The following is a 25501-nucleotide window of genomic DNA, read 5'->3' as shown; positions in this document are numbered from 1 at the left end:
ACAGCTAGCCTTTGAAAGTTTCAGCTCGGCGATATGCGAGAGTTCCGACGCGGATAAAGTATACCTATTCCCGCCGGCTTCTCTCTTTGTTCTCAACAGCATCAATGACTACCCAAGTGCGCAACCACATCGCAACTAGATTCAATGATCACACCGAGACACGGCTGCCACCACGAGCATTCATGTTTGAAGATTACCTTTCCCTCAGACTTTCATGCTTATATCGCAGCAACGGCGACATCACGTATTCGATGATCCGCCGTGTCCCCGTCTTGATCTCCACGGTCACGGCCATGCCGGGCGCCAGCGCAACCATCTTGTCCTCGACCTGCATCTGCTTCTCGTCCAGTGACACCCGCGCCGAGTAGATGAACTCCTGTCCCGCCGGCTCGCTGGTCTCGGCCAGTGCGCCCGCGGCCTTGCCGCCGTTCTGTTTGTCGGCCGGCTTCTCGCGGGCGATCGAGTCCTGGGAGACGCTCAGCACCTTGCCATGAACCAGGCCGTAGCGGGTGAAGTTGAAGGTGTCGATCTTGATCTCGGCGGGCTGGCCGGGATTGACGAAGCCGATGTCGCGGTTGGAAATCATGGCTTCGGCCTCGAGCTGGCTGTCGGCCGGAACAATTAGCATCAGTTGCTGCGCCGGTGTGACGACGCCGCCGACGGTGTGCAGCGCGAGCTGCTGCACGGTGCCGTCGATCGGGGCGCGCAGCACCTGCTCGGCGATCTTGCGCTCGGCCTTGACGAGATCCTGCGTCAGCTCCTCGGCCTTCTTCTCGGCGTCCGCGAGATCGGACAGCACCTGGCGCTCGAACCCCGAGCGTGCTTGTGCCAGTTGCTGCTCCAGCGCGAGCCGCGCCGCCTCGATCTCGACCAGGCGACGGGTCTGCACGATGCGCTCGTTCTGCTGGTCGATCAGCCGCGACTGCGCGTCGATATAGGCGATCTGGTTGCCGTACTGGATCTCCTTGGCATTGCGGCGGATCTCGGCGGTCTCCTGCAGGAACGGCAAGGTGGCGTCGATCTTGCCGATCGCAGCCTCCACCGACTGCGCCTCGGCGCGCTTCTGCGCGATCTGCTGCAGGTTTGACGCAAGTTTCGAGAGCTGCTCGGCGGCCTGGGCCTGCAGCGCGGCGCGGGTGCGCGCGACATCGGTCGGCGATGCGCCCTCGGGCACGTTGAGCGACCGCAGCACGGCCAAATCGGCAAAGCTGTCGCGGAGCACGTTCATCCGGGCGGCATCGAGCCTGGCCTGCATCAGGCCCTGCGCGACGCGGCGGCGCTCGGCCTCGGTGACGGTACGATCGAGCTCGACCAGCACATCGCCGGCACGGACCTTGTCACCGTCCTGGACATGGATCGCCGCGACCACGCCCGCCTCCAGCGGCTGGATCGTCTTGGTGCGGCCGGTCGGCACGATCTTGCCTTGCGCCGAGGCGATGATGTCGACGTGGCCCACGATCGACCAGCCGATCGCGATCGCAAAAAACAGGATGATGGTGCCGGCCACGGCGCGGCCCGCGGGCGACGCCGGCGTCTCGACAATCTCCAGCGCTGCGGGGAGGAACTCGCGCGCGTCGTTTCGGCGTTTGCGCCGTGCATCCAGCGAGATCGGGGCATTGTCCTGCGGGTGCGTCTCAGCCGACGACATGAAGCCCCGCCTGGATCTGGTGCAGGGTGGCGTAGCGCCCGGCGCGCTTGATCAGCTCGTCATGGGTGCCGTCCTCGACCAGGCGGCCGCTTTCGATGGTGATGATGCGGTCGGCATTGCGCACCGCCGACAGCCGGTGCGCGATGATGAAGACGGTGCGCCCGGCGCAGATCTTGCGCATGTTGCGCTGGATGATGTTCTCGCTCTCATAGTCGAGCGCCGAGGTCGCCTCGTCGAAGATCAGAATGCGCGGGTTGGTGACCAGCGCACGCGCAATCGCGATGCGCTGGCGCTGCCCGCCGGAGAGACTCGCGCCGCGCTCGCCGACGACCGTGTCATAGCCGTCGGGCAGGCCGAGAATGAAGTCATGGGCGCCGGCGAGTTCGGCCGCCTGGATCACCCGCTCCATCGCCATGCCGGGATCGGCGAGCGCGATGTTGTCGCGGATCGAGCGGTTGAACAGCACGTTCTCCTGCAACACCGCGCCGATCTGCCGCCGCAGCCAGGTGACGTCTGCGACCGTCAGATCGACGCCGTCGATCAGGATTCGGCCGCTCTCGGGGACATAGAGCCGCTGGATCAGCTTGGTCAGCGTCGACTTGCCGGAGCCGGAGGGACCGACGATGCCGACCACTTGGCCTACCGGCACCTTCAGGCTGACATCATGCAGCGCCAGCGGACCATCGACGCGATAGCGGAAATGGACATGGTCGAACACGACCTCGCCGCGCACCGGCGGCAGCGCCGCACGGCCGGGATTGAAGGCCGGCTCCGGCGTGGTGTTGAGGATGTCGCCGAGCCGCGCCACCGACAGCCGTGCCTGGTGGAAATCCTGCCACAGCTGCGCCAGCCGCAGCACCGGCTGCGCCACCCGGCCCGCCAGCATGTTGAAGGCGATGAGCTCGCCGACGCTGAGGCTGCCTTCGATCACCAGATGCGCTCCGAAATAAAGCGTCAACGCGGTGACGATCTTGCTGATGAACTGCACCGACTGGCTCGCCCAGTTGCCGAGCGACAGCACGTCGAAGCTGGCGCCGACGTAACCGGCGAGCTGCTCCTCCCAGCGCCGCTGCATCTGCGGCTCGATCGCCATCGCCTTCAGGGTCTGGATCGCGGTGACGCTCTCGACCAGGAAGGCCTGGTTCTCGGCGCCGCGGTCGAACTTGACGTCGAGCCGCTTGCGGAAGATCGGCGTCACACCGGCGGACAGCGCAATGTAGAACGGGAACGAGCCGACCACGATCCAGGAGAGGAACGGCGAGTAGTAGAACATCACCCCCAAGAAGACGAAGGTGAAGGCGAGATCGATGACCAGCGTCAGCGCCGAGCTGGTGATGAAATTCCTGATGTTCTCGAGCTCGCGCACCCGGGCCACCGAATCGCCGGCCCGCCGCGCCTCGAAATAGGCGATCGGCAGCGCGATCAGATGCCGAAACAGCCGCGCGCCGAGCTCGACGTCGATCCGGTTGGTGGTGTGCGAGAACACGTACGTTCGAAGACCGCCCAGCACCGTCTCGAAGATGGTCACGGTGACCAAGCCGAACACCAGCACGTCGAGCGTGGTGTAGCCGCGATGGGTCAGCACCTTGTCAGTGACGACCTGGAAGAACAGCGGCGTCACCAGCCCGAACAGCTGCAGGAAGAACGAGGCCAGCAGCACCTCGCCGAGCAGCCGGCGATATTTATGCATCGCCTGCACAAACCAGGTGATGTCGAAGCGCCGCGCCAGATCGGACAGCGAGGCGCGCCGGGCCATCAGCACCACCGTCCCGGTCCAATTGGACTCGAACTCCGCGCGCTTGAGGCTCTGCGGCCGATTCACGACGGGGTCCTGGATCAGCGCCGCATCCGCGGTGACCTGGCCGAGAATGACGAACGAGCCATCGGCCCGCGCTGCGATGGCCGGCAGCGACAACTTGGAGAGGCCATCCCAATTCTGCCTGACCGCACGCGCCTTGAGCTTCAACTGCCTGGCGCAGCGAAGCATCTCGGCCACGCCGATCGGCTCTCCCGCGAATTGGTGCGCGATCTGGGCCGGATCAATGGCCACCTGATGGAAACGCAGCAGCAATGTCAGGCAGTCGAGCCCCGTATCCTTCTGCCCAGCGTCCATTGCCCCAGCACTACTTCAGGTCGTAGCGACATAGTGCATATCGGAAACGTTCGGACAAGACATCTTTCAGCCTTTATTTATCCACGGTGCTGGCACCGTCCCGAAACGGCTGGTGCCAGCTGATAAACATAGATTTCAATTTACAACCAAGATATGACAGCCGCAAACTTCTGACCGCGCGTAATTTACGACAATACAACCCATGACCAGCTTTCCAAGGGCAACCGCCTCGCGCTTGCGGATGAGTCGAGTCAATTCCCTGGCTGACCGTGGGCGGAAGCCGCACCGCATTCAGGACGAAATGTTCAACACAGCAACGTTACGTATTGCCCTCAAATGAAGGCCTTTCCGATCTCGGCGAGTCAGCCGGCCGACGGGCCCGGCCCGGCGGCCCTGCATCGCTTGCGGATTGGCCGTAGCCGCGCGCCGGGGATTTCGACCCTCGGCGCGGATCGCGCGGCTCCGCGACAGCACTCTCTCGCCGACGCTCTACCTGTCGATAAAACGAGAAGCGCAACTCTCACCACAGGCAGCGGACTTATCTCCAATTCGCTCAAATGCGACCAGACAGACTCGTCCGCGCGATTCAGATTAGTTCGGTGCAACCGGCACCTGATTTTGCCGCTACGTTTGATTAAGCATCCTCGCACGGTATTCGCGTATTTTGCCCGCCGAGGTTGATTTTCGGATCGGGACCGCCGTAACAAGACACCGACGGAAAGCATATCGAAATCTATCGAAATGAGAGAGCGGACGACAATGTCGGAAGCCGCAACCGGTGGCCTATTGTCTTTTTTCACCCGCACGCCGCTGGCGCTATGGGCGCACGTTTTGCGCAAACCTCACGACGACAGCGAGGCAGCAACCGCATGGGCGATCTTTCAGTTCAACTGGGGTGTGATGGCAGGCTTGTGGCTCCTGTTCGGGCTATGCTTGATTCTCACGGACTTTCGCGTGGAGCCGATAGGCTACCTTATCGTCCTATCAACGTCGGCGCTGTATGGTTACATCGGCTACTTGAATGCGCGGTCGGCTCAGCGTGCCAAACCGTGGATCTTCTCGTTGCTGACCGGGATTGCCCAGACCACCCTGGCATCGATCGTCCTGGCATCCCTCTCCTACGTTGCGACTGCCGCCAATCTGCCGCTCCAGGACGCAAACCTGCTCGCGCTCGATCGAGCCCTCGGCTTTGATTTTCGCGAGTACCTGTCATTCGCCAATGACCGTCCTTGGCTCGTCATGATCCTCGCGTTCGGTTATCGAGCGATCTCCTTGACGGCCTGCATCATCATCGTGGCGCTTCCCTTGTTCGGCCACTATCGCCGCCTGGCCGAGTTCAATCTCGCGATAAGTCTCGCCCTGGCTCTGACCTGTGGCATCACTCTCCTAATCCCCGCAGTTGGCGTTTACCACGTCCTGGGGCTATTACCATCCGACTACCCCAACATCGTTCCCCAGGCGTTTTACGACTCGGCGCGCGACATGCTCCTGGTTCGCGACGGGACGCTGCGCCTGCTGGATACGAACCACCTCGCCGGGATAGTGACGTTTCCGAGCTTTCACGCGGCAGCCGCGGTCCTCGATGGCTGGGCGCTGTGGTCTTTTCGTTGGCTGCGGCCATTCAACGTCATGATCCACGGAGCGATGTTGTTGTCGACCCCAATAGGAGGCGGTCACTTCCTTGTCGACATGATCGCAGGGATCTCGATCGCAATCTTGTCCATTCTCGTCGCGCGCCTTGTTGCCCTGAGGCTACGCGAACGCGATGGCCGTTTCGCTGCGCAATCTCATTGCATCCCTGCGGCTCGAGAGGCTTGGGTCACAGCTCACCGATGAGCGCCGGGAAGGACCCCTCAGGCCGCAGAACGGCGTGGCAGACGCGGAGAATACCGAGCCGGCGAGGGCACCACCGGGCCCACAACAGTTGATCACGTGCGCGCCATTGAACCGACTCACCCATGTCGATTCGAAATCATGCACGCGGTAAAACACTCCTGGCGGTCGATGGAGCGAGGCGCACCGGACTTGAGCGACCGCCGAGAGCACTGTTTACTCCTCGCCCCCCGCCATTTTCGCTGCCAGCAGCTTGATGCGCATGATCCTGTGCTCGACCGGCTGCTCCGCATTCCCCATATGAACCTGCGCCAGCCAATCGTCGTATTTTTTGGGTGCCATATGCGCCATCAACCAATTCCGGCGTCAACGCGGAGACGTAAGCGGGGCCACGAACTCCGCATTCCCCCTGCTGCCGCCGGTTTCTGGATCCCTCAGCCTGTCCTGACTGTCGTCGTCTCTCGATCACCGTTTCCGCTATTGCGTCAGCGCGTACCGCCCACGCCCGCACATACTGGTCGCGAAATTCCAGGTGTGCGGTCAACCATCGTGGCATTGCCCGGCATGCCTTTGTCACGGCCGACAGATCGAAGGCTTTAGCCCTCAACCGTCCGCTCGCAGATCCGCAGGACAATATCCGAGCCGTAGTCACTTCGCTTTCTAGCAATTCCTAAAGCGTGGCCCAACATGACCGTTGCCGGAGCGCCATCCACATCTTGGCGGACAAACATCTGTTGTCCGTCCCGCTCGTCCAATTCACCAAGCCTGCCTTCGTCGTTCAAATCTTGCAACCGAGCCACTTCTTCGAGCTCCACTCTGCTCTTCAGCTTCTACGCGCCGCCCGATTGCGCCGGAGCACCGCCGCTGCAATGATGAGTTGCCAGTGCATGTCCCTGAAAGAACGCAGCCCCGCGTTTGGCCCATGCCTCTCCTCTTTTGTCTCGGTCAGGATGATCAGGGCGCCTGCTGGCTCATCGGCGCTTCAGCCATCTGCGCCAGTAGCGATCACTTCAGCATTAGAGTCCCGTGGCTTTCCCACGTCGCTCCCTTGAGCGGCGACGGAGAAATGGTAGCTGGGCAACGCGCGCAATGCTGTAGAGTCATCAGGACAGCCTGGGACGCGGTAGTCCCTCCCGAGATTTTTTCGAGGGAGGGCGCGCTTATACGTCGTTCCGACGTGCGCTTCGCTGTGCCAGTGATCTGGTCGCGATGGCGATCTATCATCTTCATGTCAAGGTCATTGGCCGAAAGGCCGGGAGCAGCGCGGTGGCGTCGGCCGCATACCGCTCGGGCTCACGGCTGCGTGACGAGCGGCTCGGCCGCGAGCAGGATTTCTCCGCCAAGCGCGGCGTCATCCATTCCGAGGTGATGCTGCCGGAGAACGCACCGGAGGCATGGGGCGATCGCGAGCGGCTTTGGAATGATGTCGAAGCGTTCGAAATCCGGAAAGATGCCCAGCTGGCCCGCGAGGTGGAGTTTGCGCTTCCGCGCGAGATGAGTGAGGCGCAGGGCATCGAGCTAGCCCGTGATTTTGTTCGGAGCGAGTTCGTGGACTTTGGCATGATCGCCGATCTCAATGTGCATTGGGACAGGGCCGAGGACGGACTGCCGAAACCTCATGCTCATGTCATGCTGACCATGCGCGCGGTCGATCAGAACGGCTTTGGCAAAAAGGTACGAGACTGGAATCGCACCGAGATGGTCGAGCGCTGGCGCGAACGCTGGGCGGAGCTCGCCAATGAGCGGCTGGCTGAGCTCGACATTGACGCACGGATCGACCATCGCAGTCTGGAAGCCCAGGGCATCGCGCTGGAGCCGCAAAGCCAGATCGGCGCGCCGGCCAAACGGATTGAGGTTCGGGGCGTCGCTGGAGAAGTCGGTGAGGCCGACCGGGCCGAGATGCACCGCGAGATTGCGCGAAACAATGGCGCGCGGATCATCGCCGATCCCTTGCTTGGACTGGACGCCATCACCCAGCAGCAATCGACTCTCACACGCCGCGACATGGCAAAATTCGCGCACCGGCACAGTGACGGGCTCGACCAATTCAATGCGGTCATGGGCGCGATGCAGGGAGCGCCGGATCTGGTCGAACTGGGCAAAGACTCTCGTGGCGAGGATCGATTCACAACGCGTGCGATGATCGAGGCGGAACAGCGCCTGCACTGTGCCGCCAAACTCATGGCGGACAGGGAGCGCCATCAGGTGCGCGATGCGGATCGCCAAGCCGCTTTGGCGCGCGCGGAAGTGCGCGGCCTGGTTCTGTCGTCCGAGCAGGCGGAGGCGCTGGCGCATGTGACGAGCGGACGCGATCTCGGTGTCGTCATAGGCCATGCCGGGACGGGAAAGAGCGCGATGCTGGGTGTGGCGCGGGAAGCGTGGGAAGCGGCGGGCTTCGAGGTCCGGGGCGTGGCGCTGTCCGGCATTGCGGCGGAAAACCTCGAAAGCGGATCGGGCATATCTTCTCGCACGATCGCCAGCCTGGAGCATGGCTGGGAACACGGCCGTAATCTGCTCAAATCGAGCGACGTGCTGGTGATCGACGAAGCCGGTATGGTTGGCACGCGCCAGCTCGAGCGCGTGCTGTCCCATGCGGCCGAGGCGGGAGCCAAGGTTGCCCTGGTCGGCGATCCGCTACAGCTGCAGGCCATCGAAGCGGGTGCAGCCTTCCGCTCCATCCATGACCATCACGGCGGCGCAGAAATCGGCGATGTGCGCCGTCAGAGGGAGGACTGGCAGCGCAATGCCACGCGCGATCTGGCGACCGGCAAAGTGAGCCATGCGCTGGAAGCCTATCGTGCCCATGGCATGGTGCATGAGGCTCAGACCCGCGAGCAGGCGCGCGGCGATCTTATCGAGCGCTGGGACCGCGACCGGCAGGCATCACCGGATCGGAGCCGGATCATCCTCACCCACACCAATGACGAGGTCCGGGTGCTGAACGAGGCAGCGCGCGAGCGGATGCGGGCCGCCGGCGATCTCGGCGACGAGGTGCACGTGGCGGTCGAGCGCGGCGCGAGAACCTTCGCCAGCGGGGATCGCGTGATGTTCCTGCGGAACGAGCGCGGCCTTGGCGTGAAGAACGGCACGCTTGGGACCATTGAGCTGGTCAGTCAGCAATCCATGACTGTGCAGACCGACGATGGCCGATCCGTGCGTTTCGACCTCAAGGACTACAACGGGATCGACCATGGCTATGCGGCGACGATCCACAAGGCGCAGGGAATGACGGTGGACCGCGTCCATGTCCTGGCAACGCCCGGCATGGACGCCCACAGCAGCTATGTCGCGCTGTCGCGGCACCGCGACTGCGTCGACCTGCATTATGGCCGTGACGACTTTGCCAATGAGGATCGGCTGGTCCGCACCCTATCGCGCGATCGGGCCAAGGACATGGCTTCCGACTACGACCGTGCCAATCCGATCCAGAGCTACGCCGAGCGGCGTGGGATCACGTTCCGCGAGCGCGTGGCCGAGATCGTGCGCAAGGTCATGCCGGAGAAGCTGCGCGACGTGTTCGACGGCCTTCGCGTTCCTGGGGAAGTGTCCGACCGGCATGGCGGACAACGGCCCGAGCGGGGGTCGCCGGAAAGGGAAAGGAGCGGTACGGCAGCCGACCGGCGCGAAATCGAAGTGCCGGCAAGCAACGTGGCGCAAGATCCCGAGGCGGAAGCACGTCGCGTGCGGACCCGCGCGCTAGTGCGCCATGCCAGGGCCGTGGATGCGATCTTCGCGGCGCAGGAGACGGGCGGCAAAGCAGGTCCCGAACAGGTGAAAGAGCTGCAGACGGCCCGCCAGGCCTTCGAGGAAGTGCGACCCTATGGCTCCCACGACGCCGAGGCTGCCTACAAGAAGAAGCCGGAGCTTGCACGCGAAGCGGCAGGCGGAAGCCTAAAACGCGCCATCCGCGCGCTCCAGCTCGAGACCGAACTTCGCACCGATCCAAGCCGACGCGCCGATCGCTTTGTGCAGCGCTGGCACAAGCTCGACCACACCAGCCAGCGCCTATACCAAGCTGGCGACATGTCCGGCCACAAGGCTGCGCGCTCGGCAATGGGCGACATGGTCAAAAGCCTCGAACGCGATCCGCAAATGGAATCTATCCTCGCCGGCCGCAAGAAAGACCTCGGCATCCCCTTCGAATCAGGCCGCCGCCTCGGCCAAGACCTCGCCTTCGCTCACGGGATCGACCTGGGCAGAGGCCGGAGCATCGGAGTTTGACTCGCCCCGTTTGCCGCGGGCTCTACGCCACAGTCGGCATTGCCCGAGATCCTATTGCTCGCCTAACTGCTTGGCCTGCCTAGTCTCACAAACCTTCAGAAGCAGCCAGCAAGAGGCATCGCGGCCCATGCGCGAACCAGACCGCATCATCAGGTTGAAATCCGTCCTTGGCAGGACTGGGCTGTCCCGGTCCACCATCTACCGCAAGATCGCCGAGGGCACGTTCCCTGCCCAGCTCAGGATCAGCACCAATGGCAGCAGTTGACATGAATGAGGTATGCCGCTGGATCGCAGATCCGGTTGGATGGCGAACCAAAGATCGATTCACCAAATCCGGCCACGACCAAGGGTTAAGGTCCGCAATGAACACGAATAGCTGGGCGCCGAGGGTAATCCGGAAACGTGGTTCCCCGCGGCCGTGCCGATCCACATTTGCGGTCTCGAGACTTACGGGCCTGCCGACCAAGCGCTGCTGGGACGAGCGGATCATGTGTCCGCAAATTTTTCTCGACGGGCTTAGCGACGTCGATGCTTCGCTCGACCGTGGTTGCTAGATGGTAGCTAGTCCGAAAAGCCGGCGAGCCAAATTTCGCTTAGGTTATTGATTTCGTTGGTACAGTTGGGTGGGCTCGAACCACCGACCTCCTGTTCCACAGACAGGCGCTCTAACCAACTGAGCTACAACTGCATCCGCCATGGACTGCCCGCGAGGGGGCGTCCGAACGGGCCGGAAACTAGGTGCAACGGGCCAATTTGGCAAGGCCGAGAACGGATAAAGTCCCCGGCCATGCCGGCGTTTTTTGACGCCGTTTCGGCTCGAGTGAGCCCCCGTTCAAGCGGGAGCCCAGAAAGCATCGAACCCGGCCGCAACGCGTCCGGGTCCTGGATCTTCCGCTGGCCTCACCGGCGCACGGCCGTACCGCGCACCTGGCTCGAACCAGGCCGGCCTCAGGCCGCCGTCTTGAACAGCTTGCTGGCGCTTTCCTTGATCGGCTCGACCGTCTCGGCCGCAACCTTCTGGCCGAGCTCGCCGAGCTCCTTGGCCTGGGACGTGAAGGTCTCGAACTGCTTGCGCGCGAAACCGGTCCACAGCTCCATCGCCTCCGACGGCGACTTCACGCCGAACAGCTCCTGGGCGAAGTCGAGCGAAGCCGTCGTATTGGCCTTCGTAAATTCCATGACCTTGGACGAGTAGACGCCGGCGCCCTTGCTGGCGTTTGCGAAGAAGGCCTCGATGGCCGAATTGTGCGTTTCCGCAGCGTCCTTGAACTTGGCGTAGTTCTCACGGGCCTGCGACACGCCTTTTTCGGCGAGCGCGCGCACCTGCTCGGGAACCTCAAACGGGATGATGGACGCGGAGAACGGATCGGTGGCATTGGTCATGGCATGTATCCTTCGAAACATTGAGACTGGACCGTCCCGGCAATCGGGAAGTCGCTTCGGATCACGCAGAGGAACCGCCCCTGGGAGGTAACAACCTCGCGTAGAGCTATATCGTGTCGTTTTTGTGCAACGCAATGGAAATTCCATTATCAGGAACTCTTTGTCGCGCCCGCTTCCAAAATTTACGGGAGCGGAGAACGTCCCCTCAGGCCTTGGGCTTGGTAGTGTCGATCGCAGCCTTGCCGATGGCTTGGCCCATTTCGCTTGCCTGTTCGGCGAGCGACCGCATCTGGCCCTGAACAAATTCGCGGTGCAGCCGCAGCACCTCGGGCAGGTTTTTGGCGTGCACCAGCGATTGAGCGTCGTCGAGCGACGATTGGACGTTCTTTTCGGCATAGGACGAGACCTTGGCGCCGATGTCCTTGGTCCCGGCCCGTACCGTCGCGCTGCGCTGTTCGAGCGAGCCTGCCGTCGCCTCCGCTCCAGCCAGGAGCTGCTCGAACGTCTGACGTGCCTGGTCGAAGCCTGCCTCCGCCATCGCTCGCATGTCTTTCGGAATCTCGAATCGTCGCCCGTCGTCGGTCATGGTTCCCTGGCGTCCCGATTGGCTTCGCCCGCAGCGCCTCGTCTCGAAGCGGCCGTCCCCGCTGCCGCTGCCTACGCAACTCATGGTCCCCAACGGGGGGATTGCAACGAGCCATGCCCGGTTTCGCCGCAATACCGTGCGCTGCGGCTCACGAGGAACACATTAAGGTTATCCAAGCTTTAGCAGGACGGGAGTACGGCCCCGCCGTGGACCTTGGCCCTCAAAACGCGCGATAGTAACGAATTCTTAACGCCACCAGTTCCGGCCGCCGATCAACGTCGACCGATCAACATCACAAGAGCCGTTCGCCGTCGTCGCCCATGACCTACGCCGATCTCGAATTGCAGGCGCTCAGCGACCCCCGGCTGGCTGTCCACGCCGCCGGCAGTCTGCCGGCTTGGCTATGGTCGGCCGATGGCAGCCGTGTGCTGTGGGCCAATGCGGCCGGTGCACGCGCCCTCGGCGCGGCGAGCGCAACGGCGCTGATCGCGAAGGCGCTCGGCCCCGCCGACGCGCATCGCCGCCAGGTCGCTCAATTGGGACGGCGTCTGCCCGAGAACGGCAACTTGCGTCTCGAACGCCTCCGTGGCTTCGGCGCGCCGCTCGGCACGCTCGCGACCTGCGGCTGCACCAGGATCGATCTGCCGGATGGCACGCGCGCGGTGTTGATCACCAGCACCGACGGGGGCGGACGCAGTGTCCCGCTAGCAGAACGCCTGAAGCGGCTCGTGGAAGCCAGCGGACATGCGCTGATCGCATTCACCCCGGATGGCCAGTTCGCCGGCATCAGTGCAGCCGGACGGCGTCTGTTTGGCATGCGCGACCTGAGCGAGCCGGATTTCGTCGGGATACGCAGGGCGGCGCTTATCGACGGCATGGCCGAGGTGACGTTCGGCACCGAGCGCGCAGCGCTCTACCGCATCGGCAACGGCAACCAGGTCGGGCTGGTGGCCGTCCCGATGCCGGCCCTAGCCGACGGGATGGAGGCGCCAGGCTCGGCGCAGACATCAGAGCCAACCGCAGATGCCGCCCCGGCATCACCAGCCCCCGTGCACGTTGCCGCTGGGCCCGTGGTCGTGATTTCGCCTCCTCTTCCGGTGGATGCAATGACTGAACGCCGAACCGATTATGAATCCCCCGCGCTGTCGAACGAAGCGCCGGCCGAGTTCCTGCTGATCGACGCTCAGGCCAAGGCCGACCTGTTCGAGGCGCCGGTGCCGGTGCCGCAAACGACGGATGAGACGCATCCTGCCGAGTCCGGCGCGGCGGACCCTTCAGTCGGCCGCCGCCACCCACTCCGATTTTCCTGGCAGATGGATGCCGAGGGACGATTCTCGATCGGCTCCGACGAATTCACCCGCCTGATCGGGCGGCACAGCGCCGCCAAGCTCGGCCGTCCCTGGCATGAGCTCACTGCATCGCTAGGCCTCGATCCAGACGGGCGGGTCGGTGCGGCGATCGAAACGAAAGAGACCTGGAGCGGGCTCGTCGTCAGTTGGCCCGCGGACGGCGAGCGGCTTGCGGTCGAATTGTCGGGACTGCCTGTCCTGACGGAGGACAGGACCCATGCCGGCTATCGCGGCTTCGGCGTCTGTCGCGACCTCGACGCTCTGGACCGGCTGGCCGCACTGCGTCGCCCCGCATTGGCCGATGCAGACGCGGCCGATGCTCCGGACGCCGACGAAACCGAACCTGCTCAATCCGACCATGTGCAGGCCGCAGATGTGCCGCCGCAGCAGGACAACGTCACTGCGTCATCGCGTGAGGCTTCCATTGCGCCGGACGTACACCACATCGACGGCATCGGGCTCGAAACGACCGGGAACGTGGTCCCGTTCCGCGCTCCGGGCGAGTCCAAGCATCCGGTGCTCACGCCGGTGGAGAACAGTGCGTTTCATGAACTCGCGCGTCAGCTGTCGGCCCGGCTCGAAGGCGAGATCCGCAACTCAGCCGCGGACGTCGCGAATACGGCGTTCGAGCCGGGATCGCGCGTGAGCGATCCGTTGGTCCCGCCGCAGCAGCAGACCCCATCGGCGACGGAGACGGCGACCGATCATGGCGCGGGGCTGCAGACCGAATGGCTCATCCCCGAGGAGCCGCCGGCCCAGGGCGACAGCCAGCGCGACCGCATCCTGCTCGACCTGCTGCCAACGGGCATGCTGATCTACCGGCTCGATCGCCTGCTCTATGGCAATCCGGCCTTCTTCAGGCAGATGGGCTACGCCGACCTTGCGGCCCTGGAGCAGGCGGGCGGGCTCGATGCGCTCTATGTCGAGCCGGGCGTGTCGTCAGCGTCGAACAAATCCGAGGCCGGCACCCCCGTCACGATCTCGGCAGCCGACGGCTCCTCCAGCGAGGAGATGAAGGCGGAAGCCCGCCTGTTCACGATCACCTGGGACGGCGATACCGCCCATGCCCTGATCTTCGCTCCGGTGCCCGGAACCGCGGCCGCGGTTCCGACGGCGACCGACGCTGCACCGATGCCGGTGCCGGCCTCGGCTGCACCAGCCCCCCTGGTCGTGGCCCCTCCTCCGGCCGCCGGCCACGCCGAAGCCGAAGATCTTGCGGCGATCCTCGACGTCACAGCCGAGGGCATCCTGATGTTCGACGCCGGCGGCAACATCCACGCCTGCAACCGCAGCGCCGAGGCGCTGTTCGGTCACGACGGCGCGGCGCTGGTGCGCCGTAACCTGATCGAGCTGTTCGCGCCGGAAAGCGCCCGCCTCGTGCTCGATGACCTCGACAGCGTGCAGCAGGCCGGCGCGTCGAGCGGGCTCGATCAAGGCCGCGAGGTGCTCGGGAAGATCGCTCAGGGCGGCCTCATTCCGTTGTCGATGGCAATTGGCCGGACCCGGCCCGACGGTCCGAACTTCTTTGCCGTGTTCCGCGATCTGTCGCAGCTCCACCGCGGCGAAAGCGAGTTGCTGCAGGCTCGTCGCGTGGCCGATCGGGCCGCCAACGCCAAGGCCGACATGCTGGCCCGGATCAGCCACGAAGTACGCGCGCCGCTGAACGCGATCATCGGCTTTGCCGAGGTGATGATCGGCGAACGGTTCGGCACGATCGGCAACACCCGCTACGCCGAATACATGAAGGACATCCGCACCTCGGGCGAGCGCGTCGTCTCCCTGATCGACGATCTGCTGGAGCTGTCGCGCATCGAGACCGGCAAGCTCGAGCTCGCTTTCACCAGCCAGAATCTCAACGAACTGGTGGAGAGCTGCGTCGCAGCGATGCAGCCGCAGGCCAACCGCGCCCGCATCATCATCCGCACCTCGCTGTCGCAACTGCTGCCGCCGGTCATCGCCGACGCCAGGGCGCTGCGCCAGATCGCGATGAACGTGATCTCGGCCTCGATCTCGCTGGCCAATCCCGGCGGCCAGGTCATCGTCTCGACCGCGCTGACCGATTTCGGCGAGGTCGCGCTGCGCGTCCGCGACACCGGTCATGGCCTGAACGATCAGGAGGTGGCCGCGGCGCTCGAACCGTTCCGTGCGCCCTCGGCTTCCGAGCAAGGCTCCGATGGCGCCGGTCTCAGCCTGTCGCTCACCAAGGCGCTGGTCGAAGCCAACCGGGCGCAGTTCCATATCAAGGCCGCGCCGAAATCCGGCACGCTGATCGAGGTGGTGTTCTCGCGCGCCATGGCGCGCAATCAGAGCACCGGCTGAACCGATCCTGCCCGGCGTACGGCCAGCGCACGCCACTTGAGACCGAGCAGCAGCGGACCGAACGCCAGAACGAAGCCGGCGAATGCGACCACCCAGGCAAGCGCCGCGACGTGTAGCAGCACCTCGGTATGCGCCGGCGCCAACACGGCGCAGACCCGCGTGACTGCTGCGACGATGATCGCCAGATAGATCACCTGGGTCGCGGGCGCGGCCGTCAGCGCCTGGCCGGTGTGGCCGAGCGTGGCCCGCGTCATCACTGCAAGCGTCGTGATGCCGGCGGCCCCGACCATCCAGGCGTGCAGCCCGGCGCTTGGCAGAATCCATCCGAGGCTAGCGGCCGCCGTGAGCAGGAAGCCGAGCGGGACGAACACGTAGCCGACATGCAGGATGACCAGCAGCCGTTCGCGCAAGGTGCGATCGCCGGCCCAGCGCGCGAGCCTCACCACATGCAACAATCCGGCCGCAGCGAGCGCAAGCGCGGTCGGCGCGCTCTCAGGAACCAGAATCCAGCCGAGCAGGCTCAGCGCACTGAACAGCACGACGGCGATGTCGAAGCGGCCGAACGGCGCCGGCAGCCGGCCGGGATTGTGCTTGACCAGCCAGTTGCGGGTGAAGCTCGGCGTGATGCGGCCGCCGATCAGTGCGAGCAGCAGCACGATCACGGCAACACCGACGCGAATGGCGTAGTCGGCCGAACCACGCAGATGAGCCTCGACATGGAACGCGATGTTGCCGGCGCACAGCACCGCGACGATTGCGACCACCGGCAAATTCCGCCAATTGCGACCGGCGACGATCTCGCGCGCGGCGGCCAGAACGACAAGCATAAGGAAGCTCGCATCGATCAGCAGCGCGGCCCACCAGGGGCCCAGCGCGGACATCGTGACGGCCAGTCGCCCGGCCATCCACACGATCACGAGGGTGAGCAGCGGCAGGCCCCGGATCGGCAGACGTCCGGTCCAGTTCGGGATCGCAGTGAACAGGAAGCCGGTGACGATGGCCGGCAAATAGCCGTAGAGCATTTCATGCACGTGCCAGTCTCGGGGAGCGAAGCCGGAGCTCAGCTTCAGCTCGCCGTAGAAAGCCGGGACCCAGATCAGGATCGCCAGCGCGGCCTGGAGCGCGCCCAGCAGAAAGAACGGCCTGAACCCGTTGGCGAGAACGGTCCAGCCCTGATAGTTGCGTGGAATGGCCATGTGCATGCTCGTTGGATGGTCGACCGGAACCGCGCCGATCATGGCGCCCTATCCCATATGTAGTTGCGTACTGCGGACGACCGCTTGCGCCAGCACAAACTTCCGACAGATCGCAAAAACGTGCTATTGAGCGCCGCAAAACTAAGCCGAATCCGGCCCCGGAGAACACCATGGCTTCCATCGACCGTTCGCTGGTCGCGCATCTGCCGCTGTTTGCGGGGCTGTCCGCGGAGGATCTCACGGACGTGCTGCGGGAAGCCCGCTCCCTTCGCGTCCCCCGCAACGGCGCAGTGTTCGAGCAGGGCGCCGATGCGACCTCGTTCTTCCTGCTGCTCCACGGTCATGTCCGCGCCAGCAAGACGACGCCGACCGGCGACCAGATCGTGGTGCGCTATGTCGTGCCAGGGGACACTTTCGGCGTCGCCCCCGCCATCGGTCTCCAACATTATCCGGCGACAGCGACCGCCGTCGACGACAGCATCGTGCTGGCCTGGCCGTCCGCCTCATGGCCGCGGCTGGTCGCGAAGTTCCCGTCGCTGGCGGCGAACACGCTGCAGACGGTCGGCCAGCGGCTGCAGGAAACCCATGCGCGCGTGATCGAAATGTCGACGCAGCAGGTGGAGCAGCGCATCGCGCATGCCCTACTCCGGCTCGCCAACCAGGCCGGCCGCAAGCTCGATCACGGCGTTCAGATCGACTTCCCGATCAGCCGGCAGGATATCGCCCAGATGACCGGAACGACCCTGCATACGGTAAGCCGCATCCTCTCGGGCTGGGAGCAGCTCGGCCTCGTCGAAAGCGGACGTCAGAAGATCGTGCTGCGCGAGCCGCACAAGATCGTGCTCCTGGCGCAGCAGAACGCCGGTGACGCGGCCGCGTCGCGGACCTGATCACGCGCAGGCACACAGGGCCGCGAGGAACGCGTCGGGATCGACGCCATGCTCGTGGCAGGCATCCGCGACGTTGTGAAAACAGGCGATCGGGCAACCGACGCAACGCATCTGGAAAGCAAGAAAGACGCGGATCGTCTCCGGCCTTCGCCGCATGACGTCGTCGACCAGTTCATCGAAGGAGATTGGCATGCGCGCCTCCATTCCAGCGCGAATGGTAGCGGGCATGCCCTTGGCGGTCTTTGTCGCGGCACAAGCACCGCGGCAGCTGGCCGGTCAGACCGCCCGGCTGTGCAGCTGCTTCGACGCGTCGAGATGCGCATCGAACGCCGCAGCGACGCTGCGCACCAAGAACCGGGAATGCTCGGTCACCGCGAGCGCACCGCCGTTGAGCTCGACCACACCGTCGGAGATCAGCGATTGCAGCCGCGGCGCCGATCTCAGCATGTCGTCGGTGTCCGTGCCATGGCGGGTGCAGATGACGTCGAGGTCCACGCCGTAGTCGCACATGATGCGCTCGATGATGTCGGCCCGTAGGCGGTCGTCATCCGTCAGTCCATAGCCTTTCACGGTCGCGAGGCTGCCGGACGCGATCTTCTGCTCATAGGCCCGGACCTGCGGCGCGTTCTGGACATAGCCTTGCGGCAGCTGCCCGATCGCCGAGGCGCCGAACCCGAGCAGCAGATCGTTGGCATCGGTCGTGTAGCCCTGGAAATTGCGATGCAGCCGGCCTTCGCGGAACGCGATGGTCATCGGGTCGGTGGGCAAGGCGAAATGATCGAGCCCGATCTGGACGTAGCCTGCGTTCTTCAGCGCATCCGCGATCGCACAGGCCTGATCGTAGCGTTCCAGACTGTCCGGCAGCGCCGAGTCCTGAATCTTGCGTTGGTGCGTCTTGAACGATGGCACATGAGCGTAGCCGAACACGGAGAGCCGGTCGGGGCGCAGGTCGATGGCGCGCCGGACGGTGTCGAGACAGGACGCCACGCTCTGATGCGGCAACCCGTAGATCAGATCGAAATTGATGCCGGCAACGCCAGCCTGGCGCAATCCATTCGTGGCCGCCGCGGTCTGCTCGAAGCTCTGTACCCGGTTGATGGCCTGCTGCACCCGCGGATCGAAGCTCTGCACGCCCAGGCTGGCGCGATTGACCCCGCTCACCCCCAGCGCGGCGATCATCTCCGGCGTCAGCGTGCGGGGATCTATCTCGATGGCGATCTCCGCCGATGGCAGCACGAAAAATGAATGGCGCAGCGATCCGACGAGATCCACAAAGGACTCCGGCGCCATGATGGTGGGCGTGCCGCCGCCGAAATGAATGTGCCCGACCTGCAGCCGCCGGCCAATCTGGCGCGCCACCATGTCGATCTCGCAACGCAGTGCCGATTCGTAGACCGCAATCGGCTCGTCGCGCTTGGCGACCATGGTGTTGCAGCCGCAATACCAGCACATCGAGCGGCAGAAGGGCACATGCAGGTAAAGCGATGCCGTCGCGCTCGCCGGTATCGCGCGCAGCCATTCTGCGTAGGTGGACGGGCCGACCGCGGCGGAGAAATGAGGCGCCGTGGGATAGCTGGTGTAGCGCGGAAGGCGCTCCTGTCCGTAGCATGCTGCAAGATCTGGTCTCATGTCCTGCCTGTCACCTGAGCGTGTCGACCTGGGTTTCGGAGGTCCTTGACATAAGGCAAGAGGGGCGGCCTTGAGCTTTCTCAAGGCGCGGCCGGCAGATGCCCGTTGGATGACCAGTAGAACGCCGGTTATCGCCTCGGACTTTGCGCTTCCTCAAAGTGGCCGGCTCATTTCACATCATCATTGATCTACTGACGATTCGAGGAAAACCGCAATGGAAGCTCTGCAACTGCTGATCCGTTCATTTGCTCTCCTCGCCGGCATCCGCGGCCATATCCCCCAGTCCGACGGATTTGAATCGTTCCGCGACGAGTCGGGGCCGACAGGCCTGCTCGGCAATATCGCCATGTTCATGACCACGATGTTTTGCCTCGCGGCGGCAGTGGCCTTCGCCGCGTTGCTGGCGGTGCGCTGGCTGAGCTGACGAGTTCGGTAGCCCATCGTCGACCGGTGCAATGCCTTGAACCTCGCATCCTGGTGCTCGTGACTGTCCGGCCATCTCGGCAAACGGATGGATCATTTCTCGGCGCGTAGTTGCGCGGGGACAGTCCAGCCCCCTTTGCTCCGCGCCCCGTCCGGACTCCCCAAGAACTACTCGCCGATGCAACTCATTCGCGCGCTGCGCTGGCGCAGCCGCGCCAATTTCGCTCCGAACCCGCCATCGCATTCCGCAAATGCGAAGTTGCTTGTTGCAGCACAAACAAGCCGGGTTCCAACGGGAGCATGATGATTGCGGCACTACAACAGATCCAATGAAGGAGCGATCCATGTTGACCCGCCGCACCGCCATGTTCAGTGCAGCCATCGCCGCGATGATGCTTGCGGCTCCCGCGATGGCCGAGGACCTCAAGCTGCCGCGCCAGAAGGTCGATCTGGTGGCTCCGCCGTTCGTGCATGCGCACGAGCAGGCGACGAAGCAGGGGCCCAAGATCATGGAGTTCAAGCTCGTGGTCCAGGAGAAGAAGATGGTGATCGACGAGAAGGGCACCACCTTCCAGGCCATGACGTTCAACGGCTCGATGCCGGGCCCGCTGATGGTGGTCCATGAGGGCGACTATGTCGAGGTGACCCTGGTCAATCCCGCGACCAACAGCATGCCGCATAACATCGATTTCCACTCCGCGACCGGAGCGCTGGGTGGCGGCGCGCTGACCCTGGTCAATCCCGGCGAGCAGGTCGTGCTGCGCTGGAAGGCGACGCGGACCGGCGTGTTCGTCTATCACTGCGCCCCAGGCGGACCGATGATCCCCTGGCATGTCGTCTCCGGCATGAACGGCGCCGTGATGGTGCTGCCGCGCGACGGTCTCAATGACGGCCGCGGACACGCGTTGCGCTACGATCGCGTCTACTACATCGGCGAGCAGGACCTCTACGTCCCGCGCGACGACAAGGGCAACTTCAAGTCCTATGACTCGCCCGGCGAGGCCTATAGCGACACCGAGGAGGTCATGCGCAAGCTCACGCCGACCCATGTGGTGTTCAACGGCAAGGCCGGCGCGCTCACCGGAAAGAATGCGCTCACGGCCAATGTCGGCGAGAACGTGCTGATCGTGCACTCGCAGGCGAACCGCGACAGTCGTCCGCATCTGATCGGCGGCCACGGTGATTATGTCTGGGAGACCGGCAAGTTCTCCAACGCGCCGGAGACCGGGCTCGAGACCTGGTTCATCCGCGGCGGCTCCGCCGGTGCCGCGCTCTACAAATTCCTGCAGCCCGGCATCTACGCCTACGTCACCCACAACCTGATCGAGGCGGCCAATCTCGGCGCAACGGCCCATTTCAAGGTCGAAGGCAAGTGGAATGACGACCTGATGATGCAGGTGAAGGCCCCGGCCGACATTCCGACCGGCACGACGAACTGATCGGCCCAGGGGGCCGGCATGTCCGGCCCCCCACTCTTCTCAGTGTGCTGCCATGCTGCTCGCTTTCAAGATCAAGCTCACCCTCGCCTGCGTCGTCGGATTGGCTGGCCCGACCACAATGGCCCCGATCCTTGCAGGGCTGCCAGACCGCGCCGCCGGTCTCGACGGCCCCGCCCTCACCGAGATCGCACCTGGGACGATCAGCTACCGCGACTCCGGCGACCATCTCCGCAACGGCCGCCAAGCCGAAGCTCCCATCGTGACGGTCCGCTTTGATCATCCGCTGACCATGATGACGAACCAGGTCAGTGCCGCCGACTACCACGCCTGCGTCGAAGCCCATGCATGCCGCGCGCTCGATCGCGACGTCCCCATCGCCATCGATCGTCCGGCGGTGCAGGTGAGCTGGCACGACGCCGTTGCCTACGCCGAGTGGCTCTCGCACAAGACCGGCGATAGCTATCGGCTGCCGACCGATACCGAGTGGGCCTATGCGGCCGGGAGCCGATTCAAGGACGATGGCATCTCGATCGACGACGCCGATCCCTCGCGGCGCTGGATCGCCCGCTACGAACGGGAAGCCGCCCTGCAAGACGATCCCAAGACGCGCGGCTTCGGCGGCTTCGGCGTCAACGAGCACGGCATTGCCGACCTCGCGGGCAATGTCTGGGAATGGACCTCGACCTGCTTCACACGCAAGCTGCAGGATAGTGCCGGTCGCGTCATCAAGACCGTCAGCAATTGCGGCGTCCGTCTGGCCGAAGGCGCGCATCGAGCCTACGTGACCGACTTCATCCGCGATGCGCGCGCCGGCGGCTGCGCCTCCGGCACGCCACCTGCCAATCTCGGTTTCCGGCTTGTCCGCGAGCACCCCTCATGGAGCCGCAGCATGACGCGGCGCCTCGGCCGGCTACTCGGCGCCATCCGCGCCTGACATGCTCGGCCTCCATAAGTCCGCTCGAAAAGTGCGCTCGAAGCACGCTTGCCTGCAACCTACGCCGGCGCCGGATCGACGGTGCCCTGACACTGGCACAAATGACAGTCACTCAAAAACAACTTTCGGTTGCGAAATCTGAGTTGCAAACGTTAGACAATTGCCGTTGAGCGACGCGATGAGCGGACCAGGAGGCGAGTGTGATTTCTCGACATCCGCCGGTCTTCTTCACGTCCGACCTGCATGGTTACGGGATCGGCAACACCAGCTGGTTCGACGACGATTCGCCGAGCGCACTGGCTGGACGCTGCCTCATCGACGCGCTCGAATATCTGCGGACGTCGCCTAAATTCGCCGCCAAGGACTGGCACGTGGTGAATGCGGGCGCGGCGCGTCTCGTGCATCAATGTCTCACGGACGGCGCGCTGGCGCGCAACGATATTCTCGATCGCGTGGCTCCCGCCATCGAACGGATTTGCGCACGGATCGTCGCGAGCCGCCAATATCGCATTCCGTTCTATGGCGACGACTTCTGGGACTGGGCTAGTGTGGTCGACGGTCTGTGCGAGGTACAGCAGGTTTCGGTGACCGCGGCCCAGGTCGCAAGACGCGAGCTCGACCAGTTTCGCAGGACCGTCCACATCCGCATGCCGAGCGGTCTCTCGGTCGGCGACCCCGAGCACGAATGGTTCGGACCGGCGATCGCAACACGCGCCTATCGTCTGCTGGATTCCCGCGCATCGGGAATAGATCCCGACCTGCGCAACGAGTTGCAGGCGCAATCCCTCGAACGCATCGAGGGCGGCAGGTATCGCGGACGGCATGTGACGCCGTGGCAATTGAGCTGGCACTACGGTCAGGTCGTCGGCGAATTCCAGCGCGCCGCAAGCGAGCAGGCGGCCGAGCTGGCTGATTTTGCCTGGCTCGCCGTTCCCCTCGAACTCAGCAAGCGCGCCCAGGTTCTCGCGCGCATCCTGCAAGGCGCCTGCGCGGTGAAGGACCGCAGGACCGTCCTGCAGGCCTTCGAAGAGCTCTATCGCTGCGAGACACCCGGCCGGCCGCTCGGCCAGGGCGTGATCGGCGCCGACATCGAGGCCTCCCTGGACGTGCTCGAAGCGCTGTGGCAGCAGCTCGACGGTCGTGAGAAGGCCAGCATCAACGCGATGCTCGACGCGCTGCGATTTCTCCATGCCAAAGCCAACACGATCGGTTTCGTGGTCGAAACGCCGGAGGATATCGAAGCCCTGGTCCAGGCTATGGGCCCGGGCACGCTGATCGAACAGCGCAACGCGGCGCGCGCCATCATCAGGCATTCCTGCTTCCATGCGGTCGTGTGCCTCGGGCGATCGATCGCCGAGGTGGCGAACGCGGCCGCAGTGGCGATCGAAGAGCATGGGGCGCAGTGGCTGATCATGCCGGGACGGGCCGATGCCCTGGGAGCGAATCTCCCGCAAGTGGCCCGCGGCCCGCGATTCGTCGGCGCCGGCCCCGGCGATCTCGTCATCGCCACCTCGGTCGCGCCATTCCGGATTCAGATCAAGCTGCGCGACGCGCTCAGCATGGCCGAGCCGCCCTCGGTCGATGACAGCGGAATGATCATTCCGGCCGATCCCGAGCTTTGCCGCCTCGCGCACGAGGCCGCAAATGGCATGCTGAACGACATCGACATGTTCTTCGAAGGAATGACAGTGACGTGCGATGGCGACGGCACCGACGCCGAAATCTCGGCGGCGTTTCCAGGCGCGCTTGCGGCGGATGACACGGCCTATGCGATGGGACTGATCTGCCTCAGCCGCAGTGTGCCGTGCCTCATCATTCAGGGGTTGGCGGAGACGGCGCCGCCCGCTGCTGCGAGCCGGGCGCGGCATGCGGCATGCCGGCTCGCCGTCAAGGTCGCGGAGATGCTCTGCCGGCGCTGGTAGTCGCGCCCTCAGGCATTCTTCAGCGCGACCCGGAACTCGGCTTCGGTCTTGGCCTTGACCTCGTCGAGCGTCACGCCATCGGCGAGCTCGATCAGGGCCATGCCGTCATTGCCGTGCTTGTCGATCGTGAACACCGCCAGATCGGTCACCACCATGTCCACGACGCGCTCGCCGGTCAGCGGCAGCGTGCACTGCTTGAGCAGCTTCGGACCGTCCTTGGCGCTATGCTCCATGACCACGACGACGCGCTTGACGCCGGCGACGAGATCCATCGCGCCGCCCATGCCCTTGACCATCTTGCCGGGGATCATCCAGTTGGCGAGGTCACCGTTCTGGGCGACTTGCATGGCGCCGAGGATCGACAGGTCGATGTGGCCGCCGCGGACCATGGCGAAGGAATCGGCCGACGAGAAATAGCTGGTGATCGGCAGCTCGGTGACGGTCTGCTTGCCGGCGTTGATCAGGTCAGGATCCTCCTCGCCCTCATAGGGGAACGGACCCATGCCGAGCATGCCGTTCTCGCTCTGCAGCGCCACGTCGACGCCCGGCGGAATGTAGTTCGAGACCAGCGTCGGAATGCCGATGCCGAGATTGACGTAGTAGCCGTCACGCAGCTCCTTGGCGGCGCGCGCCGCCATCTGCTCTCGCGTCCAGGCCATCAGACTTCCTCCCCGGCTGCAGCGGCGGCTTCACGTTTGCGCACGGTGCGCTGCTCGATACGCTTCAGTTCGGTTCCGACCTGGATGATGCGTTTGACGAAGATGCCGGGCGTATGGATGTGGTCGGGATCGATCTGGCCGGCCGGCAGCAGGTGCTCGACCTCCGCGACCGTCACCTTGGCCGCAGTTGCCATCATCGGATTGAAGTTGCGCGCAGTCTTGCGGTAAACGAGGTTGCCGGCGGTGTCGCCCTTCCAGGCGTGCACGATCGCCAGATCGGCAAACAGGCCGCGCTCCATCAGATATTTCTCGCCGTCGAACTCCCGCACCTCCTTGCCCTCCGCGACCAGCGTGCCGACGCCGGTCTTGGTGAAGAAGGCCGGGATGCCGGCGCCGCCGGCGCGGATGCGCTCGGCCAGGGTGCCCTGCGGGCAGAATTCGAGCTCCAGCTCGCCGGCCAGATATTGCTGGGCAAACAGCTTATTCTCGCCGACATAGGACGAGATCATCTTCTTGATCTGCCGCGTCTCCAGCAGCCGGCTGAGGCCGATGCCGTCGACCCCGGCATTGTTGGAGATGACGGTGAGGTCCTTCACCCCGGACTCGCGAATGGCATCGGACAGCGTTTCTGCGATGCCACAAAGACCAAACCCACCCGACATGATGGTCATGCCGTCCTTGAGGAGGCCAGCAAGGGCGGATTTGGCGTCCGGATAGACCTTGTTCATACGGGAATGACCTGCTGCAGAGCGGCGTTCGCGCGGATATCGACCGGATTATTAGGCGAAATCTTCGCAATGCGTCAATGATGCCTTCCCAACGCGCACATCCTGCTTTAGCTGTCGCACCAGCCTGCGCCTCCGAGGCGATCCGGAGTCCGGGATATCAGGGCTCCGCCGCAATCCGGCCACACCGGCGGCATGGCCTTGAAAGCGTCAAGAAAGCGCATCAAGTTGT

General features: G+C 64.4%; 19 protein-coding genes, 1 tRNA gene and 1 pseudogene. 9 read left to right on the top strand and 12 right to left on the bottom strand.

The genetic code is table 11. The features are described from left to right. Window positions 1-193: 193 nt before the first annotated feature. Window positions 194-1648, bottom strand: a complete 1455-nt coding sequence (locus QW881_RS05675) for an HlyD family type I secretion periplasmic adaptor subunit (RefSeq protein ID WP_316158346.1) — start codon at window positions 1646-1648, stop codon at window positions 194-196. After that, the gene (locus tag QW881_RS05670) at window positions 1635-3761 is read right to left on the bottom strand and encodes a type I secretion system permease/ATPase (protein ID WP_316158345.1); all 2127 of its coding nucleotides are present in this window, start codon (window positions 3759-3761) and stop codon (window positions 1635-1637) included. The genes QW881_RS05675 and QW881_RS05670 overlap by 14 nt, the downstream gene beginning before the upstream one ends. Before the next feature lie 759 nt (window positions 3762-4520). Between QW881_RS05670 and QW881_RS05665 the strand changes: the two genes are divergently transcribed. Beyond that, window positions 4521-5597 carry a phosphatase PAP2 family protein gene (locus QW881_RS05665; protein WP_316158344.1) on the top strand — a complete coding sequence of 359 codons (1077 nt, stop codon included), beginning with the start codon at window positions 4521-4523 and terminating at the stop codon, window positions 5595-5597. A gap of 213 nt (window positions 5598-5810) precedes the next feature. On the opposite strand, the gene QW881_RS05660 is transcribed toward QW881_RS05665, so the two are convergent. After that, a complete protein-coding gene (locus QW881_RS05660) occupies window positions 5811-5945 on the bottom strand; it encodes a hypothetical protein (RefSeq protein WP_316158343.1) in 135 nt (44 codons plus the stop codon). 245 nt (window positions 5946-6190) lie between these two features. Continuing rightward, window positions 6191-6409 carry a hypothetical protein gene (locus QW881_RS05655; RefSeq protein ID WP_316158342.1) on the bottom strand — a complete coding sequence of 73 codons (219 nt, stop codon included), beginning with the start codon at window positions 6407-6409 and terminating at the stop codon, window positions 6191-6193. Window positions 6410-6803: 394 nt separating this feature from the next. Between QW881_RS05655 and traA the strand changes: the two genes are divergently transcribed. After that, window positions 6804-9815 carry a Ti-type conjugative transfer relaxase TraA gene (traA, locus tag QW881_RS05645; protein WP_316158341.1) on the top strand — a complete coding sequence of 1004 codons (3012 nt, stop codon included), beginning with the start codon at window positions 6804-6806 and terminating at the stop codon, window positions 9813-9815. A 127-nt stretch (window positions 9816-9942) separates the two neighbouring features. Next, window positions 9943-10141 (top strand): annotated as a pseudogene (locus tag QW881_RS05640) (helix-turn-helix transcriptional regulator); the annotation flags it as partial. Between the two features lie 285 nt (window positions 10142-10426). Here QW881_RS05640 and QW881_RS05635 read toward each other — a convergent pair. The 3 genes from QW881_RS05635 to QW881_RS05625 all read right to left on the bottom strand — a co-directional run bounded on the left by QW881_RS05635 (window position 10427) and on the right by QW881_RS05625 (window position 11784). After that, window positions 10427-10503: transfer RNA gene (locus QW881_RS05635), tRNA-His, on the bottom strand. A gap of 260 nt (window positions 10504-10763) precedes the next feature. Continuing rightward, window positions 10764-11198, bottom strand: a complete 435-nt coding sequence (locus QW881_RS05630; RefSeq protein WP_315736365.1) for a phasin — start codon at window positions 11196-11198, stop codon at window positions 10764-10766. Window positions 11199-11403: 205 nt separating this feature from the next. Beyond that, window positions 11404-11784, bottom strand: a complete 381-nt coding sequence (locus tag QW881_RS05625) for a phasin family protein (RefSeq protein ID WP_315756085.1) — start codon at window positions 11782-11784, stop codon at window positions 11404-11406. A gap of 320 nt (window positions 11785-12104) precedes the next feature. On the opposite strand from QW881_RS05625, the gene QW881_RS05620 reads away from it, so the two are divergent. Further along, entirely contained in the window at window positions 12105-15452 is a 3348-nt protein-coding gene (locus QW881_RS05620) for a PAS domain-containing sensor histidine kinase (RefSeq protein WP_315756084.1), read from the top strand. On the opposite strand, the gene QW881_RS05615 is transcribed toward QW881_RS05620, so the two are convergent. Beyond that, a complete protein-coding gene (locus tag QW881_RS05615) occupies window positions 15437-16648 on the bottom strand; it encodes an NnrS family protein (RefSeq protein ID WP_315756083.1) in 1212 nt (403 codons plus the stop codon). The genes QW881_RS05620 and QW881_RS05615 overlap by 16 nt on opposite strands. A 170-nt stretch (window positions 16649-16818) precedes the next feature. Between QW881_RS05615 and QW881_RS05610 the strand changes: the two genes are divergently transcribed. After that, on the top strand, window positions 16819-17538 hold the full coding sequence (locus tag QW881_RS05610) for a Crp/Fnr family transcriptional regulator (protein WP_315756082.1): 720 nt from the start codon (window positions 16819-16821) through the stop codon (window positions 17536-17538). Here QW881_RS05610 and QW881_RS05605 read toward each other — a convergent pair whose 3' ends face one another. Beyond that, complete coding sequence (locus QW881_RS05605; protein WP_409997646.1) at window positions 17539-17742, bottom strand: DUF1858 domain-containing protein; 204 nt, start codon at window positions 17740-17742, stop codon at window positions 17539-17541. Window positions 17743-17814: 72 nt separating this feature from the next. Beyond that, window positions 17815-19167, bottom strand: coding sequence for an oxygen-independent coproporphyrinogen III oxidase (hemN, locus tag QW881_RS05600; protein ID WP_315736361.1), 1353 nt, complete (start codon window positions 19165-19167; stop codon window positions 17815-17817). A gap of 214 nt (window positions 19168-19381) precedes the next feature. Here hemN and QW881_RS05595 point away from each other — a divergent pair, with 214 nt between their 5' ends. From QW881_RS05595 to QW881_RS05580, 4 genes are all read left to right on the top strand, one after another. Next, window positions 19382-19591 carry a hypothetical protein gene (locus QW881_RS05595; protein WP_315736360.1) on the top strand — a complete coding sequence of 70 codons (210 nt, stop codon included), beginning with the start codon at window positions 19382-19384 and terminating at the stop codon, window positions 19589-19591. 343 nt (window positions 19592-19934) lie between these two features. Beyond that, on the top strand, window positions 19935-21029 hold the full coding sequence (nirK, locus tag QW881_RS05590; protein WP_315736359.1) for a copper-containing nitrite reductase: 1095 nt from the start codon (window positions 19935-19937) through the stop codon (window positions 21027-21029). Window positions 21030-21081: 52 nt separating this feature from the next. Then, window positions 21082-21963: a formylglycine-generating enzyme family protein gene (locus QW881_RS05585; RefSeq protein ID WP_315756081.1), complete on the top strand. Its 882-nt coding sequence runs from the start codon at window positions 21082-21084 to the stop codon at window positions 21961-21963. 200 nt (window positions 21964-22163) lie between these two features. Then, window positions 22164-23885 (top strand): hypothetical protein, encoded by a 1722-nt coding sequence (locus QW881_RS05580; protein ID WP_315756080.1) that lies wholly within the window; start codon window positions 22164-22166, stop codon window positions 23883-23885. 8 nt (window positions 23886-23893) lie between these two features. Here QW881_RS05580 and QW881_RS05575 read toward each other — a convergent pair whose 3' ends face one another. Together QW881_RS05575 and QW881_RS05570 are read right to left on the bottom strand one after the other, a co-directional pair. Next, on the bottom strand, window positions 23894-24544 hold the full coding sequence (locus QW881_RS05575) for a CoA transferase subunit B (protein WP_315736356.1): 651 nt from the start codon (window positions 24542-24544) through the stop codon (window positions 23894-23896). Beyond that, window positions 24544-25272 carry a CoA transferase subunit A gene (locus tag QW881_RS05570; RefSeq protein ID WP_315736355.1) on the bottom strand — a complete coding sequence of 243 codons (729 nt, stop codon included), beginning with the start codon at window positions 25270-25272 and terminating at the stop codon, window positions 24544-24546. Before QW881_RS05570 ends, QW881_RS05575 begins: the two co-directional genes overlap by 1 nt. Between the last annotated feature and the right edge of the window lie 229 nt (window positions 25273-25501).

The organism is Bradyrhizobium sp. SZCCHNS3016, assembly GCF_032484535.1.
GTDB lineage: Bacteria > Pseudomonadota > Alphaproteobacteria > Rhizobiales > Xanthobacteraceae > Bradyrhizobium.
This window is presented reverse-complemented; position numbering and strand designations above follow the sequence as displayed.

What these genes read in the sequence shown, in the direction of transcription:
- QW881_RS05660 (WP_316158343.1), bottom strand. Translation starts at nt 5,945, where the DNA reads ATGGCGCATATGGCACCCAAAAAATACGACGATTGGCTGGCGCAGGTT.
- QW881_RS05665 (WP_316158344.1), top strand. Translation starts at nt 4,521, where the DNA reads ATGTCGGAAGCCGCAACCGGTGGCCTATTGTCTTTTTTCACCCGCACG.
- QW881_RS05605 (WP_409997646.1), bottom strand. Translation starts at nt 17,742, where the DNA reads ATGGAGGCGCGCATGCCAATCTCCTTCGATGAACTGGTCGACGACGTC.
- QW881_RS05625 (WP_315756085.1), bottom strand. Translation starts at nt 11,784, where the DNA reads ATGACCGACGACGGGCGACGATTCGAGATTCCGAAAGACATGCGAGCG.
- QW881_RS05670 (WP_316158345.1), bottom strand. Translation starts at nt 3,761, where the DNA reads ATGGACGCTGGGCAGAAGGATACGGGGCTCGACTGCCTGACATTGCTG.
- QW881_RS05585 (WP_315756081.1), top strand. Translation starts at nt 21,082, where the DNA reads ATGCTGCTCGCTTTCAAGATCAAGCTCACCCTCGCCTGCGTCGTCGGA.
- QW881_RS05595 (WP_315736360.1), top strand. Translation starts at nt 19,382, where the DNA reads ATGGAAGCTCTGCAACTGCTGATCCGTTCATTTGCTCTCCTCGCCGGC.
- QW881_RS05620 (WP_315756084.1), top strand. Translation starts at nt 12,105, where the DNA reads ATGACCTACGCCGATCTCGAATTGCAGGCGCTCAGCGACCCCCGGCTG.
- traA (WP_316158341.1), top strand. Translation starts at nt 6,804, where the DNA reads ATGGCGATCTATCATCTTCATGTCAAGGTCATTGGCCGAAAGGCCGGG.
- hemN (WP_315736361.1), bottom strand. Translation starts at nt 19,167, where the DNA reads ATGAGACCAGATCTTGCAGCATGCTACGGACAGGAGCGCCTTCCGCGC.
- QW881_RS05615 (WP_315756083.1), bottom strand. Translation starts at nt 16,648, where the DNA reads ATGGCCATTCCACGCAACTATCAGGGCTGGACCGTTCTCGCCAACGGG.
- nirK (WP_315736359.1), top strand. Translation starts at nt 19,935, where the DNA reads ATGTTGACCCGCCGCACCGCCATGTTCAGTGCAGCCATCGCCGCGATG.
- QW881_RS05575 (WP_315736356.1), bottom strand. Translation starts at nt 24,544, where the DNA reads ATGGCCTGGACGCGAGAGCAGATGGCGGCGCGCGCCGCCAAGGAGCTG.
- QW881_RS05675 (WP_316158346.1), bottom strand. Translation starts at nt 1,648, where the DNA reads ATGTCGTCGGCTGAGACGCACCCGCAGGACAATGCCCCGATCTCGCTG.
- QW881_RS05630 (WP_315736365.1), bottom strand. Translation starts at nt 11,198, where the DNA reads ATGACCAATGCCACCGATCCGTTCTCCGCGTCCATCATCCCGTTTGAG.
- QW881_RS05570 (WP_315736355.1), bottom strand. Translation starts at nt 25,272, where the DNA reads ATGAACAAGGTCTATCCGGACGCCAAATCCGCCCTTGCTGGCCTCCTC.
- QW881_RS05610 (WP_315756082.1), top strand. Translation starts at nt 16,819, where the DNA reads ATGGCTTCCATCGACCGTTCGCTGGTCGCGCATCTGCCGCTGTTTGCG.